Source organism: uncultured Eubacterium sp., assembly GCF_945980375.1.
Lineage (GTDB): Bacteria > Bacillota > Clostridia > Oscillospirales > Acutalibacteraceae > Eubacterium_R.
Genome location: NZ_CAMFQO010000030.1, coordinates 1 through 18,656, shown reverse-complemented (window position 1 = coordinate 18,656; position 18,656 = coordinate 1). Strand labels below are relative to the sequence as shown.

20 protein-coding genes are annotated in these 18,656 nt (G+C 42.4%); all 20 read right to left on the bottom strand.

Annotated features, from left to right (window positions below; translation table 11 throughout):
* Window positions 1-107 precede the first annotated feature (107 nt).
* Window positions 108-1,745 (bottom strand): chaperonin GroEL, encoded by a 1,638-nt coding sequence (gene groL, locus Q0P34_RS07430; protein ID WP_294955024.1) that lies wholly within the window; start codon window positions 1,743-1,745, stop codon window positions 108-110.
* Window positions 1,746-1,770: 25 nt separating this feature from the next.
* Window positions 1,771-2,043 carry a co-chaperone GroES gene (locus Q0P34_RS07425; protein WP_178669442.1) on the bottom strand — a complete coding sequence of 91 codons (273 nt, stop codon included), beginning with the start codon at window positions 2,041-2,043 and terminating at the stop codon, window positions 1,771-1,773.
* Window positions 2,044-2,246: 203 nt separating this feature from the next.
* Entirely contained in the window at window positions 2,247-3,362 is a 1,116-nt protein-coding gene (locus Q0P34_RS07420) for a class I SAM-dependent RNA methyltransferase (RefSeq protein ID WP_294955022.1), read from the bottom strand.
* A 52-nt stretch (window positions 3,363-3,414) separates the two neighbouring features.
* Window positions 3,415-3,756 carry a septum formation initiator family protein gene (locus Q0P34_RS07415; RefSeq protein ID WP_294955020.1) on the bottom strand — a complete coding sequence of 114 codons (342 nt, stop codon included), beginning with the start codon at window positions 3,754-3,756 and terminating at the stop codon, window positions 3,415-3,417.
* 35 nt (window positions 3,757-3,791) lie between these two features.
* Complete coding sequence (yabQ, locus tag Q0P34_RS08455; protein ID WP_366783842.1) at window positions 3,792-4,061, bottom strand: spore cortex biosynthesis protein YabQ; 270 nt, start codon at window positions 4,059-4,061, stop codon at window positions 3,792-3,794.
* 2 nt (window positions 4,062-4,063) lie between these two features.
* A complete protein-coding gene (gene yabP / locus Q0P34_RS07410; protein WP_294955018.1) occupies window positions 4,064-4,336 on the bottom strand; it encodes a sporulation protein YabP in 273 nt (90 codons plus the stop codon).
* A 50-nt stretch (window positions 4,337-4,386) separates the two neighbouring features.
* The gene (locus Q0P34_RS07405) at window positions 4,387-4,893 is read right to left on the bottom strand and encodes a Gx transporter family protein (protein ID WP_294955016.1); all 507 of its coding nucleotides are present in this window, start codon (window positions 4,891-4,893) and stop codon (window positions 4,387-4,389) included.
* A gap of 21 nt (window positions 4,894-4,914) precedes the next feature.
* Entirely contained in the window at window positions 4,915-5,280 is a 366-nt protein-coding gene (locus Q0P34_RS07400) for a NusG domain II-containing protein (protein WP_294955014.1), read from the bottom strand.
* A gap of 1 nt (window position 5,281) precedes the next feature.
* Window positions 5,282-5,848 (bottom strand): FMN-binding protein, encoded by a 567-nt coding sequence (locus Q0P34_RS07395; RefSeq protein WP_294955012.1) that lies wholly within the window; start codon window positions 5,846-5,848, stop codon window positions 5,282-5,284.
* A 4-nt stretch (window positions 5,849-5,852) separates the two neighbouring features.
* Window positions 5,853-6,908: an FAD:protein FMN transferase gene (locus Q0P34_RS07390; protein WP_294955010.1), complete on the bottom strand. Its 1,056-nt coding sequence runs from the start codon at window positions 6,906-6,908 to the stop codon at window positions 5,853-5,855.
* 123 nt (window positions 6,909-7,031) lie between these two features.
* Entirely contained in the window at window positions 7,032-8,048 is a 1,017-nt protein-coding gene (locus tag Q0P34_RS07385; RefSeq protein WP_294955009.1) for a hypothetical protein, read from the bottom strand.
* Between the two features lie 118 nt (window positions 8,049-8,166).
* Window positions 8,167-8,964 (bottom strand): RnfABCDGE type electron transport complex subunit B, encoded by a 798-nt coding sequence (locus tag Q0P34_RS07380; RefSeq protein ID WP_294955008.1) that lies wholly within the window; start codon window positions 8,962-8,964, stop codon window positions 8,167-8,169.
* Window positions 8,965-8,977: 13 nt separating this feature from the next.
* The gene (locus tag Q0P34_RS07375) at window positions 8,978-9,556 is read right to left on the bottom strand and encodes an RnfABCDGE type electron transport complex subunit A (protein WP_294955006.1); all 579 of its coding nucleotides are present in this window, start codon (window positions 9,554-9,556) and stop codon (window positions 8,978-8,980) included.
* On the bottom strand, window positions 9,556-10,218 hold the full coding sequence (locus tag Q0P34_RS07370; protein WP_294955004.1) for an electron transport complex subunit E: 663 nt from the start codon (window positions 10,216-10,218) through the stop codon (window positions 9,556-9,558). Before Q0P34_RS07370 ends, Q0P34_RS07375 begins: the two co-directional genes overlap by 1 nt.
* 17 nt (window positions 10,219-10,235) lie before the next feature.
* On the bottom strand, window positions 10,236-11,417 hold the full coding sequence (locus Q0P34_RS07365; RefSeq protein ID WP_294955002.1) for an RnfABCDGE type electron transport complex subunit G: 1,182 nt from the start codon (window positions 11,415-11,417) through the stop codon (window positions 10,236-10,238).
* A complete protein-coding gene (locus Q0P34_RS07360) occupies window positions 11,417-12,454 on the bottom strand; it encodes an RnfABCDGE type electron transport complex subunit D (RefSeq protein WP_294955000.1) in 1,038 nt (345 codons plus the stop codon). The genes Q0P34_RS07365 and Q0P34_RS07360 overlap by 1 nt, the downstream gene beginning before the upstream one ends.
* A gap of 2 nt (window positions 12,455-12,456) precedes the next feature.
* Window positions 12,457-13,797 carry an electron transport complex subunit RsxC gene (rsxC, locus tag Q0P34_RS07355; protein WP_294954998.1) on the bottom strand — a complete coding sequence of 447 codons (1,341 nt, stop codon included), beginning with the start codon at window positions 13,795-13,797 and terminating at the stop codon, window positions 12,457-12,459.
* A gap of 141 nt (window positions 13,798-13,938) precedes the next feature.
* Complete coding sequence (locus tag Q0P34_RS07350) at window positions 13,939-16,521, bottom strand: translation factor GTPase family protein (protein WP_294954996.1); 2,583 nt, start codon at window positions 16,519-16,521, stop codon at window positions 13,939-13,941.
* 55 nt (window positions 16,522-16,576) lie between these two features.
* Window positions 16,577-16,972: a YolD-like family protein gene (locus tag Q0P34_RS07345; RefSeq protein ID WP_294954994.1), complete on the bottom strand. Its 396-nt coding sequence runs from the start codon at window positions 16,970-16,972 to the stop codon at window positions 16,577-16,579.
* Window positions 16,972-18,462, bottom strand: a complete 1,491-nt coding sequence (locus Q0P34_RS07340) for a DNA methylase (RefSeq protein WP_294954992.1) — start codon at window positions 18,460-18,462, stop codon at window positions 16,972-16,974. The genes Q0P34_RS07345 and Q0P34_RS07340 overlap by 1 nt, the downstream gene beginning before the upstream one ends.
* Window positions 18,463-18,656 lie beyond the last annotated feature (194 nt).

Genomic DNA, 18,656 nt, shown 5'->3' with positions numbered 1-18,656 from the left:
TTACACAAGAGAGGCTCAAATCGGTTTGTTTAATTTATATGGCGTGTTTCAGCCCGCTTTATCGACAGTCTTAGCTCCCCTTGCAGTAAGGGGAGCTAAGAAATTTATTAATACATACCGCCCTGTGAGGCTGCTGCCATTGCAGCTGCGGCTGCTGCATCAGCCTGTGGGTCCTTAATATCTGTTACAAGTGATTCTGTTGTAAGAACCATAGAAGCAACAGATGCGGCATTTTGAAGAGCAGAACGAGTTACCTTTGCAGGATCTACGATACCGCTTTCAATCATATCTACATACTCGCCTGTTGCAAAATTACAGCCTGTGCCTGCAGGACTGTTCTTAATTTTATCTACAATTACAGAGCCCTCCTGACCTGCATTTGCAGCGATTTGACGAACAGGCTCCTCAAGTGCCTTAAGAACAATGTTTACACCTGTCTTATAGTCTGCATCATCTGTATCAAGCAGTGCCTGAACAGCAGGAATTGCATTGATAAGAGCAACACCGCCGCCCGGAACAATGCCCTCCTCTACTGCGGCCTTTGTAGCAGCAAGAGCATCCTCTATACGAAGCTTCTTTTCCTTCATTTCGGTTTCGGTAGCGGCACCGACCTTTACAACTGCAACGCCGCCTGCCATCTTTGCAAGTCTTTCCTGAAGCTTTTCTCTATCGAAATCAGATGTTGAATTGTCAATAGCAGTTCTGATTTGTGCAACTCTTGACTTAATAGCCTCACTGTCACCAGCACCGTCAACGATAATGGTATTTTCCTTTGTAACCTTTACCTGACGAGCCTGACCAAGCATAGCCATTGTTGTATCCTTAAGCTCAAGACCGAGGTCGGATGTGATAACCTGACCGCCTGTAAGAATAGCAATATCCTGAAGCATATCCTTTCTTCTGTCGCCGAAGCCCGGAGCCTTTACGCATACACAGGTAAATGTGCCGCGAAGCTTGTTAAGAAGAATTGTTTGAAGAGCCTCGCCCTCTACATCCTCTGCGATAATAACAAGCTTTTTGCCTGACTTAAGCACATTTTCAAGAAGAGGAAGAATGTCCTGAACTGTTGAAATTTTCTTATCTGTGATGAGGAGCATAGCGTCATCAATAACAGCCTCCATCTTATCGGTATCTGTTACCATATAAGGTGAGATGTAGCCTCTGTCAAACTGCATACCGTCTACAACCTCGCATACGGTGTCTGCTGTTTTTGACTCTTCAATAGTAATAACACCGTCTGCAGTAACCTTATCCATAGCCTCTGCGATAAGAGAGCCTACATATTCGTCTGCGGCAGAAACAGTTGCTACTCTTGCAATGTCTGCATTGTCATTTACTGCGCGGCTTTGCTCCTTAACTGATTCTACAACAGCGTCAACAGCACCCTTAATGCCGTTTTTAACTGTCATTGGGTTTGCACCGGCTGCAACATTCTTCATACCCTCTCTGACAAGAGCCTGTGCAAGAAGAGTTGCTGTTGTTGTACCGTCGCCGGCGTCATCATTTGTTTTTGATGAAACCTCCTTAACGAGCTGTGCACCCATATTTTCAAACGGATCCTCAAGCTCAATTTCCTTTGCAATTGTAACACCGTCATTAGTAATGAGCGGTGAGCCGTACTTTTTGTCCAAAACAACATTTCTGCCCTTTGGGCCGAGTGTAATCTTTACTGTATTTGCAAGCTTATCAATACCTGCCTGGAGAGCCTTGCGTGCGTCCTCTCCGTAAATAATATCCTTTGCCATAGTTAATTCCTCCTACAAATAATCATTACTCAACAACTGCAAGAATATCCTTGATTTCGGTAATAGTGTACTCTACACCGTCAACCTTAACCTGTGTGCCTGCATACTTGCTGATGATAACCTTATCTCCTACGCTGACTGTCATAGGATTTTCCTCTGTTCCGGGGCCTACTGCAACAACCTCGCTAACCTCCGGCTTTTCCTGTGCAGATGCAGCAAGGATGATGCCTGAAGCTGTTGTTTCCTCAGCCTCTACTGATTTTAGCAGAACTCTGTCTGCAAGTGGTTTGATTGTCATAATATATCACCTCTTAAAAAATTTACCAATCAATTAGCACTCTTTGTCCTTGAGTGCTAATACCTATTTTAGCAACTTTTCAAAAAAAGTCAATAGCATTAACAAATTATTCAAAAAATATGCTAAAAATAACCTATATATTGCCTAAGGAGCAAATAAAAAACCTCGGGAATAACACCCAAGGTTGTTTTATAAAAATTATTTTATTTGAAATACATATAATACTGGCATTTGATCATACCGTTATATAGCTTTCTGCGTTTGTCAGCGCGTCTGCCAAAGCACCTTTCAAATTCCTCATCGGGAGAAATAATGCCATAGCTCCAACCGTGACGTCGTTCAAACCTTTTGCCCATGACGGCATATAGCTTTTCAGCAGCCTTAATGTCGAGCATACGTTCGCCGTACGGTGGATTGGTGATTAATGTTCCCCTTTCGGTAGTCGGGTTAAAGCTTGCCACATCACAAACCGAGGTACGAATGAATTTGTCAACATTAATATTACGTGCATTTTTGTTGGTAAGCTCTATTGCGTGAGGGTCTATATCCGTACCGAATGCTACAAAATCCGTATCAGTTTTGATAAGATCGCGGCAACGTTCCCTTTCACTCATCCAAACACTTTCCGGAACAAAGCCCCACCTATCCACATCAAAATTTCTATTGATACCCGGAGCGATATTGTTTGCAAGCATTGCACCTTCAATCAGAACAGTTCCGCTGCCGCAGCACGGGTCATACATAGTGTGATAGTGACGAAGCTGTGACAGCTTACACATTGCGGCGGCAAGGGTTTCTCTAATAGGGGCATCATTGCCGACAGGGCGGTAGCCTCGTTTGTGCAAGCCTCTGCCCGAGGTGTCAAGCATAACTGTTACCTCGTCCTTCATAATGGAAAACTGCACCTGATGAACAGGTCCCGTTTCCTCAAACCAAGAAATATGATAATCCTCCTTAAGAGCCTCAACAATAGCTTTTTTGATTATCTTTTGGCAATCGGGAACGGAATGTAACGCAGAATTAATGCAAAAGCCTTTAACGGGAAATTCATCGTCAGAGCCTATAAACTCGCTCCAAGGTAAAGCCTTAACACCTTGAAAAAGCTCCTCAAAGGTTACGGCGGTAAACCTATCAACAACTATCAAAATTCGTTCCGCATACCTTGACCAAATGTTTGCACGGGCAAGAATTGTTTCGTCTCCGTCAAAGAAAACGCGTCCGTTTTCAGCAGATACATTTTGTGCATCCATCGACCTCAAATCATCCGCAACAATACCCTCCACTCCGAGCAGGCAGGTTGCAACCATATTCATCATCATAATTTATCTCCCACATAAAAACAGGGTGGTAGAATCACCACCCATAAAAGCCTTATTTACTTGAGGAAATATCGTAAAAAACGACCTCTCCGTCCTTAACATAACCCTTTTCACGAGCCTTTTGCTCTATGTATTCATCCTTGTTATCAGACTCAAGAACAGACTTGACCTTTTCATTTTCGTCAATCTGTTGCTCGTACTTTGTGTTAAGCTCTGCAGATTCGGCCTTAAGCCTGCTTATGTCTGCCGCGTTGGAGATTAAGCAAACCGAGCAATAGCCGACAATAGCCACAGCAACAGCAATAACAAAGCCTATTATAATATTCTTTTTACTTTTTATTTTATTGCTTTTTTCGCTCATTACAATCTCCTTTGCTTTATTCATCTTATTCATTATATTACATATTTAATACTAATTGCAATAGTTTTTCAAAACTTTTTTAACCTTTTTGTAATTAATCTATGGACTGTGAACGAATAAAAAAGAAAGCCTGCTAAAGTCAGCAAAGCAAAGTACATTCTGAATCCGCCTTGAGAATATCCGATCTCAAAGCAAATGAATATACAGCAGGAGGCTATCATATACATTAGGTCAATTACAAAGCATACAAGCCTTGAGCGAATATATCTTTCAACAAAGGTTATCAAATAAAACACGAGAGCAAATACAACCCCCAATGTAAAAAAGGACAGTATCATCATTACGAAAACAGCCTTTTGAGTGTAGATTTTTTTGAAACCTCATTGCTATATACAAGAGCATACACCCTGCCCTTAACCTTTAATATGCCGCAGGACAAATCAAGCTCCTCAATATGCAGACCGTCGCCCTTAATAAGAAGAGAGCCGTAATCGGTTTTTGCAGATATTTCCTGCTCGTTAAATGCGTCTACATCGGTAACACCTTCAATTGACAGCTGTTCTCTGTTTTTTAGGCACAGGGAATTATCCTTTTTATTTTCAAAATCATTCATATATATCCCTCATAGATAGATATGAAAAAAAGCCCATGAATATTCATAGGCTATTTCTTGATTTTTGAAATTCTGTCAATCACGAGCTTTGAGGCGTAACCCATAATAACGCCTGTAACCATACCGGACACAAGAAGAACAGGCAAATAATATGCAATTCTAACCGTGCTTGTCAGCACAACGGCAACTATAAGCTGACCGATATTATGCATTATCCCGCCGAGCATACTTACACCGATAATTGACAGCTTTGTCTTTTTGCACAAGGTCATTACAAGCCAACTCAAAAAGCAACCCACAAGGCTATATGCAATAGTCATAGGATTGCCGAACAGCAAGCCCGACAGCAAAACCCTGAGCACACCGATTATTATTGCGTCAACAGGCTTCATCACATAGAGCGCAAACAAAACAACAATGTTTGCAAAGCCAAGCTTTACACCCGGTACTGGAACAAGAGCATTAACGGGAATGAAAGATTCAAGGTAGCTGAAAACAAGAGCAAGCGAAATCATCATTCCGTAAAACGCAATATTCTTTACTTTACTTTTTTTCATACAAACACCCTAAGCAAAGTCTTAAGCAACGGCATCAATTTCATCCTTCGGTGCGTCATCAACAACTGTTACCACAAGCTTATGCGGCAGACAAATTATTGATTCGCCGGACCGATTGATGGGCTTATGGTTTACACAAATGCCGTCCGGACAATTTGCCTCGGTAACACTTGCCTTGCCGTTCTTAATCACAAGAGTGTTACTGTTGCCGTCAAAATTATACTCCTTTGTATAATCGGTATCAAGAGCAACCGTATCAACAACAGCACCGTCAACCTCTACCTGTACATACGCACCGCTGTCGGAATTTACGAAATACAGAAAAAAGGTCAGCACACCCGCCACGGCAAGCACCGCTGCGATGATAATAAAATCCGCTTTTTTCATATTACTTTTCCAATACGAAGGTATTGAGATAATTTGTTGCGTTGTTTACACCGTCGATAACAGCCTGTGAAGAAATAGTGCTTTTTGCAATAACATCTACCTTGGCACCCTTTTCAATACTGTTTGATGAAACAATAGGAAGCTTTCTGCCCTTGAACTGATTTTTGAAATCATCGGTTTCGATGCGGACACCGAGATACTCTGTTTCCTCCTGCTTGAGAACATCAACAGAGCAAACAACAGAACCGTCGGCAGTAATTGTTGTTTCAAGCTCAATGGGAACATCTGCATTATAGCCAACCTGTGATGACTTGATTACATAAGCAACTGCGTTGCCCTGTGCATCAAGAGCTTTTTCAACCGATGTAACGTTAAAATCGTTTTCCTCAACAGACATTGGAACAGTCTGTGCAACGGTAAAATCAACATCAACAGGTGTGTTATACTTTGCATCGGCAATCTTTTTGACTGCAGACGAGCCGAAAACAACTGCAATGCCGATTACAAGCATAATAATTAAAGATATAAGCCACCTCAATGACTTTGGATTATAATGTGCTTTTTTCATTAGTTTATTTCTCCGTTTCTATATATTGTTCAAAACCGTTTGAAAAGGTTTTGTTAAACTCCCTGTCTACCCAAACAGCCTCTATTGAATCCATACTGTTAACAAGTGCAAGCCCCTCATCAATAGGCATATTGAACAGCGCGGTTGACATTGCGTCACCGAGAGCAGAATCATCACAAATCACCGAAACACTTGCCATATATTCGCTTGGCATAAGGGTATCGGGATTGATAATGTGGCAATACTTTTTGTCACCCACATAGTAATATCTTTGATAATCACCGCTTGTTACTATGCTTTTATCGGTTATGTCGAGCATAAGCAAATAATCGTCGGCGGTCAAATCGGGATTTTCTATGCCGATAGCCCACTTTGTTTTGCCGTCACTGTTTTTGTAGCCATATGTGGATACATTGCCGCCTATTGAAATAGCGGCATCGCTCCAGAGATTATCCTTTGCGTATTGGGTAATACACCTTACGGCATAGCCCTTTGCCACCGCACCGACATCGAGCTGCAGCTTATCATCAGTAAAGAAAACGGTATTGTTTTCTTCGTCAATAACAAGGCTGTCAATATCGGTGTGCTTGCTCATTTGCTTGAGCAATTCGGCATCCGGAAGCCTCGCATCATCGGGATTATCCTTAGCATATTCCCTCTCATTATGCCACAGCTTCAGCACGGCACCCATACAAATATTAGTTTTACCGTTAGTGATTTTGTAAACCTGCTTGCCGTATTTGAGCATATCTATAATTTTTTTATCTACCTTTACGGGAGATTTTGATGCAGTCTTATTTACGGTGCAAAGATTTGTAACACCGTCATATTCGTTATAAATATCGTACAGCTGATCGTAGGTTTTTAATTCTTCATAAAGCATTTGATACTTTCGGTCAAATTCCTGCTGAGTGTTATCGTATGCAATAACGGTTGACGCAGTATCAAACAAATTGATAAACGATGCCTTAAACTTTTCCTTTGGCTTTAATGCGCCTGAGCAGGAGGCAAGGCAAAGCACCAAAGCAAAAGACAAAATAACAGATACAAATTTTTTCATAATGAGATTATAACAGAAAGAGCAATATGTTTCAATACTTATATTTTAACAATTATATAAATATGGATATTTACATAACAAAAAAGGAGCCTTGCGACTCCTTTTTCATTAATTAGTGTTTAATTACTTTGTAGCTGCCTCAGCAACTGTTGCTGTGAAGCCGAATGTTGTAATTGTACAGCTTGATGCAAGGTCTGCAACAGTACCGTCTTCTGCCATACCTGCCTTGATTTCGTCAGCTGTCTTGCCAACTGCCCAAGCCTCGTATGCTTCAGCCTGCTCAAACCATTCCTTACCGATTGGTGATGCAGCTCTCATAGCATAATCCTCGCCAAGCTGCTTCTTTGACTTGAATTCGCCCTCAGGATATGCTGTGCCTTCCTTGTTTACGAACTTGCCGTCCTTAACATAGCACTTGCCCTGTGTAGCATCAACGATGCATGATGTAATCTTACCCTCTGCATCTGTTGTAGCAACAGCGATGTTTGTGTCGTACTGAACAAGCTCGCCTGCCTTGCTCTCATAATACTTTTCTGTCTTCATAACAAGCTTGAGAGTATCAGTAGCAGAAGCGCCCTTATCAGCTGCGTTTGTAATAGCCTCTGATACAACCTTTACAAAGTTGCCTGCCCAAATTGTGCAACCAGCCTTGAGGTCAGCATCGGTAGCATAGCCTGTTTCGTCTACGCAAGCCTTGATTTCGTCTGCTGTCTTACCAACAGCCCACTTCTCAAATGCGTCAACCTGCTCATACCATTCCTTCTGGATTGGAGAAGCAGATTTCATACCGTAGTCCTCAAGCTTTTGCTTCTTTGTTCTGAGTGCATCGTCAGCAACAAAGCCGTCATTTTCCTTAAGGTTTGGCTGAGTTTGAGCCTCGTCGATTTGGCAAGTGATAACCTTACCGTCAGCATCTACAAGTACAGCAGCAGCAACTGTGTTAATCTCGATAACATCCTCTTCAGTGCCGTGACTTGTGTGGCCGAGGCTTGCTGTTACTGCATAGCCTGTTTTTGCAGCTGCAGTTGTAGCTGCATCGTCGTTTCCTGCTTCCTGTGTGCCGCCATTACTGCATGCAGCAAAACCAACTGCAAGAACACCGGCAAGACCGATAGCAAGAATCTTCTTCATTTTTGTCATAAAAATTCCTCTCCTTTTAATTATAATAAATCATACTGATCTATCATTTAATTGTATAATATATGAATTATTGTCCGTTGTCAACACTTTGTTAAAAAAATATCAAGAATAATATACATTAATATTTTTTGATTATCTTTCTTGGACATTTTTCTGCACATTTACCGCAGGAGGTACATTTTTCGTAATCAATTTTTGCGATATTATCCACAACATGAATTGCATCAAACTCGCAGTTCTTTTGGCAAATACCGCAGGCAATACATCCGGCTGTACATGCATCACGAACATCCTTGCCCTTTACATGTGAATTGCATTGAACACGGTAATGCGCATCGGCAGGTACAAGCTCAATAAGATTGTGCGGGCAAATCTTTACGCACTTGCCGCACGCAATGCACAAATCTTCATCAACGACTGCCTTTTTATCAACGATACGAATAGCTCTTTGCGGGCAAACTCTTGCACAGGAGCCAAAGCCAAGGCAACCGCTCTTGCATGAATACGGGCTTGAACCCGGCATAACATCAGCCGCAGTACAGCTATTAATACCAATATAATTATAGTCCACTGTACGCTTGCTTGAGTTACCGTCACACTTAACATAGGCAACCTTCTTTTTCATATCGCCTACCTCGGCACCCATAACAGCAGCAACCTTTTCGGCAACAGGCTTTCCTCCAACAGGACAGGCGGAGGCAGGAGCTTCACCCTCGGCAATAGCGTGAGCAAGAGCGTCACAGCCTGCGTAGCCGCAGCCACCGCAGTTACTGCCCGGAAGCAATGCCCTAACCTTCTCTTCCTTTTCGTTTACATCAACACGGAACACCTTTTCGGCAATGCCGAGAACGATACCGACAACCAAGCTAATTGCACATACAACGGCAACTGCAATAATAATACTTTTAATATCCATATACAGCACCCTCCTATGCAAAAGCATTGAATCCATAGAACGCAATAGACATAAGGCACGCAGTCATAAGAACTGCGGGTGTGCCCTTAAAGCATCCGAGGAAATCATTGTTTTCCGTTTTTTCACGAACACCAGCCATAATTACTATGGCGATTGTAAAGCCAACTGCTGTGCCGAAGCCTGTTACAACACTTGTAATAATATCATTTGACTGCTGAACATTTGTAAGCGCTGTACCCAAAACCGCACAGTTTGTTGTGATAAGAGGGAGATATACTCCAAGGCTCTTATAAAGCGACGGAACAACCTTTTTAAGAAAAATCTCTACAAGCTGAACCAAAAATGCTATAACAACAATAAATATTATTGTTTTTAAGTATTCAAGATGAAGCTTTGTAATTACAAGCTTATAAAGAATACTTGAAACCAAGGATGAAAGTGTAATAACAAACACAACCGCACCGCCCATACCGGCAGCGGTTTTTGTTGACTTTGATACGCCGAGGAACGGGCAAATACCTAAAAACTGACTTAACACAACATTATTGATAAGTGCAGTTGTAATCAAAACCAAAAATAATTTTCCAGCCATTATTTGCCCTCCTTTTCAGCAGACGGACACTCGGCACAGTTGCCGGTGCATCCTGTCTTTTTCTTATCCTTTTTGCTTACGCCGAGCTTGTTCATCAATGCACAAAGAAGTGAAAGAACAAGGAACGCACCCGGTGCAAGAATAAATATGGAAATAGGCTCGTAGCTTTCAGGCAATACGCGAGCACCGAAAACAGTGCCGTTGCCTAAAAGCTCTCTTATAATACCGATTACGGTAAGACCTATTGTAAATCCGATACCTATACCGATACCGTCAAATATTGATAGAATAACATTATTCTTTGATGCATACGATTCGGCTCTGCCGAAAATAATGCAGTTTACAACGATAAGCGGAATGAAAATACCGAGTGAGTTGTAAAGAGGAGTAACAAATGCGTGCATAAGCATCTCTACCATTGTTACAAACGAAGCAATAATAATGATATACACAGGAACTCTGACACCGTTTGGAATTACCTTGCGAAGCAGAGAAATAATCATATTTGACATTACAAGAACAGCCATTGTTGCAACGCCCATACCAAGACCGTTGAGGGCACTTGTTGTAACCGCAAGAGTCGGGCACATACCAAGCATAAGAACAAAGGTTGGATTTTCTTTAATGATACCGTTATAAAGTCTTTCTAAAATACCCTTCAAAAAAATCTCCCCCTTTCCTATTCTCCGGCAGGTGCAGTTGCACCCGCTTCAACATCTGCTGTTTCAAAATGCACATCGGGAGCACCGTCACCGAATGTGTCCATATAAAACACGATTGCGGCATTAACGGCATTTGTTACACCGTTGGTTGTAAAGGTTGCACCCGAAATTGCATCAATTTCATCGTCAGCCGTTGCACCGACCTTTGCTTTTAGAACACCGAGCTTTTTGCCTGCAAACTGTGAGGCAAAGGAATCCTCAGCACATACAGCGCCATATCCCTCTGTTTCCATTTGGCTGACAACAGCGAAGCCTGTAAGCTTATCATCCTTTATGCCAACCGCAATTTGAATCGGTGCGCTTTTTGCAAAGCCGATACCCGTTGTGCTAATAACATAGCCCTCGCCACCGTTAACAACCTTAACCTCCTCAACAGTACAGTCGGTTAAGCCATATGACTCGAGTACCTTTTGGGACTCCGAAAGAACGGCTTCGGCATTTTCTACATCTGCAAACTCTGTTGCCGACGGATAAGCCTTTTGATAGAACTCTGTTAAATCAGGCTTTGCAATTTCCTGAACACCGCCGCCAAAGTTTGACTGATAGAAAATTATTGCGGCATTAACTGCACCCGTTACTGCATTTGTAGTGATTGTTGCACCTGAAATTGCATCAATTTCGGTATCAGACGAAGCACCTGCTTTTGTGTAGGTAAGAATCGACGCCGACTTATCCTTAAACTGAGCCGTAAATTCAGGCTCTGTACATTTGGAGCCGAGACCGGCAGTTTCGCTGTTGCTGATTACAGTAAAGCCTGTAAGCTTTCCGTCCTTAATACCTATAGCTACCTGTATATCACCGCCGTAGCCGTAAGGTGATGTTGCGGCAACAATATAGCCCTCAATATCGCCGCTTGAGCTTTTAACGGCAAGTGCCTCGTTGATTGAGCAGCCTTCAAAGCCGTTATCTGCAAGAAGCTGTGACGAATCTGCAAGCATATCGTCAATTCCGTCAATTTCGGCAAATTCGGTTGCATCGGGATAAACAACCTTGTAAGCCTCTGCCTTTTGGTTAATCTCTGCCTGTGCAATAGGGCCGGCAGTGATTTGGTTAACGACAGCTAAGGCTGTAACGGCAACAAAGGTTACCAAAATCAAAACCAAGGTATTAACGAACAAATTTGATTTTTTATTAGACATCAGTGTACATCTCCTTTCGCTTTAACCGAGCCGAAAGGCTTTGGTACAGTAATCTTTTCAATTACGGGAACAAGAAGATTGCATATGATGATTGCATATGATACACCCTCTGCCGACGAACCGACAACCCTGAACATTGCAGTTGCAAAGCCGAGAGCAACACCGTAAAGGATTTGTCCCTTTGGAGTTATAGGGCTTGTAACATAATCGGTAGCCATAAAGAATGCACCGATAAGCAAGCCACCCGAAAGCACCTGACCCACAAGATAATTAACCGTGATTTCGTCGCCCTGAATGAATCTGATTATCGCAACAAAGGCAACAGTTGAAATGATGTAGGTTGCGGGAATTCTGATTGAAATAACCTTTTTGATAATGAGATATGCTGCACCGATAAGGATTGCAAGTGCAGAAACCTCACCGATGGTACCGCCGTGCATACCGAGGAAGAGCGAAAGCAAATCAAGCTCCTTTCCCTCGCCGAGCTGAACAAGAGGGGTAGCACCTGCAACGGCATCAGCAACACCGTCTGTCTTACCTGCCAAGAGAAGAAGACAATCCTTAATTTTGCCGTCCTTAAACAATTCGCTAAAGCCTGCCGAATAAACGCCGTATGTAGCAAAGTCGCTCATCCTTGAAGCAAATGAGATAAGCAGGAAGCATCTTGCACCGAGCGCAGGGTTCATAAAGTTTTGTCCAAGTCCGCCAAAAAGCATTTTTACAATAATAATTGCAAACGCACTGCCTAAAACAGGAATGTACCATGGTACACTTGCAGGCAAATTGATTGCCAAAATCAAGCCTGTAACAACAGCACTGTTATCAAAAATTGTAATCGGTCGCTTTGCAGCGAGCTCAAACAAAAGCTCGAACAAAACGCTTGAAGCCACGCAAAGCAATGTCACAAGCAATGCCGGCAAACCGAAGTGATAAAATCCGAAAGCAAGAACAGGAATCAAGGCAATGCAAACATCACCCATAATGGTTTTGGTGGAATCCTGTGTTCTTATGTGCGGAGAAACCGAAACATTATACATATTTAGTTTACCTCCTTACTTTTTTGCTCAAGCTGATGCTTAATCTCGGCCTTGCCGATATTAAACAAATGAGTCAGCGGTATTCTTGCAGGGCAAACATATGAGCAGCATCCGCACTGCACACACTCCATACCGCCGAGATGCTCAAACAAAGAATAGTTATTTTGCTTAACAGCCTTTGCAAGCATTTGCGGAACAAGGTCTGTCGGGCAAACGCCGACGCATCTGCCGCAATGGATACAATTTGTTTGGTTTACGGTTGCGACATCATCAACCTCAAAGGCAAGAATTGATGATGAGGTCTTTTCTACGGGAACGTCAAGAGTGCTCATGGCAAAGCCTGTCATAGGACCGCCTGAAATAATCTTAACTGCATTTTCCTTAAGTCCGCCGCACTTTTCAATAACATCCTGATGATTGCTTCCGATAGGTACCTTAAAGTTATTGCATTGATTTACGCCGTCACCCGTAACGGTCATATACCTGTAAATTAGCGGAATATTTTCATACAAGGCGCTGTAAATTGCATAGCAGGTTGTTGAGTTAACAACAATGCACTTTGCATCGGCGGGAAGCATTTTTGAATTAATCTTTCTGCCGGTTACTGCATAGATAAGTGCACGCTCACCGCCCTGCGGATATTTTGTTTTGAGCTGACAAATATCCATATTGTCATCGGGTTTAATAAAGCCCTTGATTACCTTAACCGAATCGCTCTTATTGTCCTCAATTCCAAAGACGGCCTTCGCATTCGGAAGGATTCTTTGAATTTGGCGAACTGCCTTGACAATCTGTTCTCCCTTTTCAAGCATAATACGATAATCTACCGTAAGGTACGGCTCACACTCACATCCGTTAATGATGATTGTGTCTATCTCGTTTGCGTTTTTAGGAGAAAGCTTTACTCCTGTCGGGAAGCCTGCACCGCCCAAGCCTACGATACCGAAGTCCTTAATTTTTTGGACAACCTCCTCAACCGTAAGCTCATCGGGATTTGACTTTACTCCCATACCCTCAATTTCCTCGTTAAGCCCGTCATTTTCTACGACAATACTCATCACCCTATCGCCGTTGACAACCTTACGATTTTCTATAGCCTTTACCGTACCCGAAACGGAGCTATGCACAGGAGCCGAAATCAAGCCGTCGGCCTTTGCAATCATCTGTCCCTTAAGTACTCTGTCACCCGGCTTTACCATAGGCACCGCCGGTGCGCCGATGTGCATACTTAAAGGATAGACCATTACTGAAGAAGCATTAATCGTTGTAATAGGAAAATCCTTTGAAAGCTCCTTGCCCTCAAAAAGACGCAATCCTTTTTTTAACGCCTTCTTTTTTTTCATTAAAAAAACATCCTCTCTGCTCTTCAACTTATTCTTATAAAGCATATTTTATTTAATATAACACAACAAAACAAAAAACGCAATAGGTAACAGTTTACAATAAAATAACAGAGCAGAAAAAACTGCCCTGTTTTGAAATTTTTAATGATTACTTGAAATTATATTTCTTATTGTTTCCTCTGCTGCTTTAACCTCATTGTAAAATTCGATTGACGACACGCGAAGCGCTCCGTTACCGAGTATTATAAGCTGTTCAAGTGCATCGGAGGTAACCACCCTCACCTTATGCTTTTTTGCCAAATCGAGCGAAACCTTTTCGATATACATATCGGCAGTTTCCGCCTCCTTTGTGTAAACAATATTTACACCGTTTACCTTTTCTGTTTCTCTGTGATTACCCTTAACCTTATACGCGTCAAAGACAACAATTACCTCACATTTTTTATAGCCCTGATAATTGCACAATATGTTAATGAGCGTATTTCTTGCACCGTCAATGCTATCCTTGGAAAGCTCCTTTAGATTATCCCACGAAAAAATAACGTTATAGCCGTCTACCAGCAGATATTCGGGTCCTTCGTATTTAGGTGTCTTTTTCTTTTTGGGATTGTCGTATGATACAGCCTTTGATTTTTCGGTAAAGGTAAAATGATTATTATTGGGATTTCGGTTTTTTATCGGTCCGTAGGTTTGCTCAAAGATTTCCATAAGCTCCTTATCAAGCGCGAACAAATCTTTTTTATCTGCATAGCTTGAAGCATTACGCATAGGCTTTGGTGCAGCATACTCGTTTTTCGGAACAGCCAAAGCACTCGGCAGGTGCATATGGCTTTTAACCTCGTTCCACTTAACGTTGTAGCCTGCACCCTTTGAACAGAACACGGAATCGCATGTGTTTTCAGTATCTGCATCACAATCATAATTAATCTCGGCAATAACCTCATCGGCATTATGACAGGGCTCATAGCCCTTTAGTGTACAAACAAGCTTACCTGCACCGTGAGTATACTGACGCACCTCTCGCGAATAATCATACATTGTTGACACAGGGCAAGAGCCTGTAATAACCGACAAATCCCCTATCGTTTCGGGAGGATTAAAGCTACCGTGCATATGCTGAATGTCTGCCATCGCCCTGCCCACATTATCGAGCGGAAGCTCAAGCGTAAAATCATAAACAGGCTCAAGTAAAACAGACTCGGCACTGCGAAGCCCATGTCTTACGGCACGGTAGGTTGCCTGCCTGAAATCGCCGCCCTCGGTATGCTTTGGGTGAGCCTTGCCGGATGCAAGCACAATTTCCATATCGGTTATAGGTGAGCCTGTGAGAACGCCGATATGTGTTTTTTCATAAAGATGCGTTAAAATCAGCCTTTGCCAATTCTTGTCAAGCACATCCTCCTTACACTCGCTCTTAAATACAAGACCGCTGTTTCTTTTTCCGGGCTTAAGAATGAGGTGCACCTCGGCATAATGTCGCAACGGCTCAAAGTGTCCTATTCCCTCAACAGCAGAGGCAACGGTTTCCTTGTAAATAATATTACCCTTGCCAAATGTAATTTCTATACCGAATCTGTCGGCAAACAGGCATTGCAAAACCTCAAGCTGAATATCGCCCATAAGCTTTACCTGAATTTCGCCAAGACGTTCATTCCACACAACATTAAGCTGTGGGTCCTCACCCTCAAGCACTCTCATATACGACAAAACAGTATGAGCATCAACACTGTTTGGATAATTCACAGTATAGGTTAAAACAGGAGTAAGCACGGGAAGAGAGGCGTTTTCCTCAAAGCCTAAGCTGTCGCCCGACGCAGCAAAGGTTATACCCGTTACGGCACAAACAGTACCTGCCGTTGCCTCGTCAACGGCCTTGAACCGTTCGCCCGAATAAATGCGAATTTGGTTAACCTTTTCGCCGTTAACATTTTTATCGCTTTTCAAAGCTTCCTTAACCCTTAACGCACCGCCTGTAATTTTCATCATAGTTAGGCGCTGTCCCTTGTCCTCGGAAATTTTATACACCCTTGCACCGAAGGTGTCGGTGTATTTCGGCATAACGGTATAGCTCGACAGAATATCCATAAACCTTTCAACTCCGTCAAGCCTTAATGCACTGCCAAAGGCGCAGGCAAAAACCTTTCGACACTTTATTGCCATTGTAATATCGTCATCATCAATGCCCGATGCTTCATATTTTTCAAGCAAAGCATCGTCGCAAAGAGCAATGCTATCATAAAGCTCATCATTTTTTACGGAAAAATCAACGCAGTTATCGCTTAACTTCGTTTTAAGCTGATGCATAACAACATCTCTGTCTGCGCCGTCCAAATCCATCTTATTAACAAAAATAAAGCACGGAATATTATACTTTGACAAAAGCTTCCACAATGTTTGAGTGTAGCTTTGCACACCATCGGTTGCACTTATAACAAGCACGGCGTAATCAAGCACCTGAAGGGTTCTTTCGGTTTCGGCAGAAAAGTCCACGTGCCCCGGTGTGTCAACAAGAGTTATACCGACATCCTTATACTCAAGCAAAGCCTGCTTTGAAAAAATAGTAATTCCGCGCGAGCGTTCAAGAGAAAATGTATCAAGAAATGAATCTCTGCTGTCTACCCTACCGAGCTTGCCGATGCTGCCGGCCTGATAGAGCATAGCCTCGGACAAAGTAGTTTTGCCTGAGTCTACATGGGCAAGAATACCCACAACTATCTTTTTCATTTTCTCACCTCGCTTATCTTTTAATATGATAACACATAGCGAGGCGATTGTAAAACTATATTTGTATACCTACAATATCCGAAACAGTAATTTGAGAAGAATCCGAAAAGGTCAGCACCTGCTGTACTGTGTCAATTCTTTTTACCGTTCCTGTTTTTTGCACATACGAACCGCCGGACTTATATTTGTCGGGCACAAAATAGGTAACGGTTATCTGCAAGCCGTCGCCGATATTACACTGCACATATTGCAAAATTTCATCAATCTGTTGTATTTCATCATCATCAAGAACAATTCTGTCATCGGTTACCCTTGCGGTTTCTGCAATTTCTTCCTCAAAGCCCTTTAGAGCGGCAAAGGAGGCAAACTGTGCAGAGCGTTGTGCCATAGACAGATGAGGGTGTCTTACCGACTGATGATGAGGAAGGTCTATAATATCATCATATTTCATTATGCCTTATGACCTCCGACCTGATTATTACGTTCTCTTGTGGTTGCACATTCCTGCAAATTTGTGCCCTTTAGTATGGCATTTTTGCCGTATCTGTGCTGAATGTTGAGCATTGCGTTTTGCAGCCTTCTTTCTCGCTTGAACATATTTTCCTCGGCTGTTAACTTGGAATAATCGGTAAACAAATCAAGCTGTACCGGCTGATTTTCTACCGACGACTCCTCGGTTATATTATTTGCACAAACAGTAATCTTGCGAACGGTTAAGCTTGAATCCGCTATGCGTTCGAACAACTCAAGCGCAGAGCCTACCAAGATCCTTGTTGACGAGGTAAAGCGACCGAGGTTTATGCAGGAATGAGAATGCTTTGGAATTTTTCTGCCGTATCTGTCAACCGAAATTTCACCGCCAAAGCCCTTTTTGACATTTTCTATATCATAATTTACGGTCAAAACTATTTGATTTGTAACAACTCCCTTGTCAACCAAATCGAGGGCAAGAAGCTCCATCATTTCCCTAACAATAATTTTTGCCTCATCAAAGGAATAAGGCCTTGTTAAAACCTGACCGGAGCTGATGCTTTTGGTTTCAGGCTTATACGCCTTTACATCCTGTATGGTGCATGGCTCCCAGCCCCACGCGTGATCGATAAGAAGCTCGGCATTTATACCAAAAAGCTTATACAATAAATCCTCGTTATAAAAATCGTTTTGTCTGCCGAGAGAGCAACGGGCAATATCGCCCATAGTGTAAATACCGACAGACGCAAGCCTTTTTGCCGTGCCTGCACCGACTCGCCAAAAATCAGTAATAGGCTTATAGTCCCACAAGGTTTGACGAAATGAGATTTCATCAAGCTGTGCTATCCTCACTCCGTTTTTATCGGCAGGCATACGCTTTGCCACAATATCCATGGCAACCTTGCAAAGAAACATATTTGTGCCGATTCCGGCAGTAGCAGTTATACCCGTTACATCAAAAACACGCGCTATCATTTCGGTTGCCAGCTGCTGTGGAGTAATTTTGCGTTGCCTAATATAATTTGTTGCATCAATAAAAACCTCGTCTATCGAATAGACAAGAATATCCTGTGGCGACACAAATTCAAGATAAACAGAAAAAATATCGTTGCTGTATTTTTTGTACAGGTTCATCCTCGGCGGTGCGACAATATAGGACACCTCAACATGACAGTCCTCAAGCTCATCGGCATCGTATGAGCTACACCTGAAATCAGCATAATTATTTTTAATTTTTCTTTTATTGTTGACCTGCCTGACACTTTCGATAACCTCAAAAAGCCTTGCCCTGCCTGCGATTCCGTATGCCTTAAGCGACGGCGACACGGCAAGGCAAATTGTTTTTTCAGTTCTGCTTTCGTCAGCTACAACAAGATTTGTCTTTAACGGATTAAGCCCACGCTCAACGCACTCAACCGATGCGTAAAACGATTTTAGGTCTATTGCTATATATGTTTTTTGCTTTGACATAACCCAACCCTTTTTCTATGCAAAATATACTGTAAAATCATTATATCACACAAAAAGCAAAAATCAATACAAATGTTCGAATTTTATCTTCAAGGGTATATTTAGGTACTGAAAAAGCCAAATTGTAAATTTCGACACTCTGGTAGACTGTTGAGAAATGGAGCTGAATTTCGCATTTTGCGAGGGAAGATGTA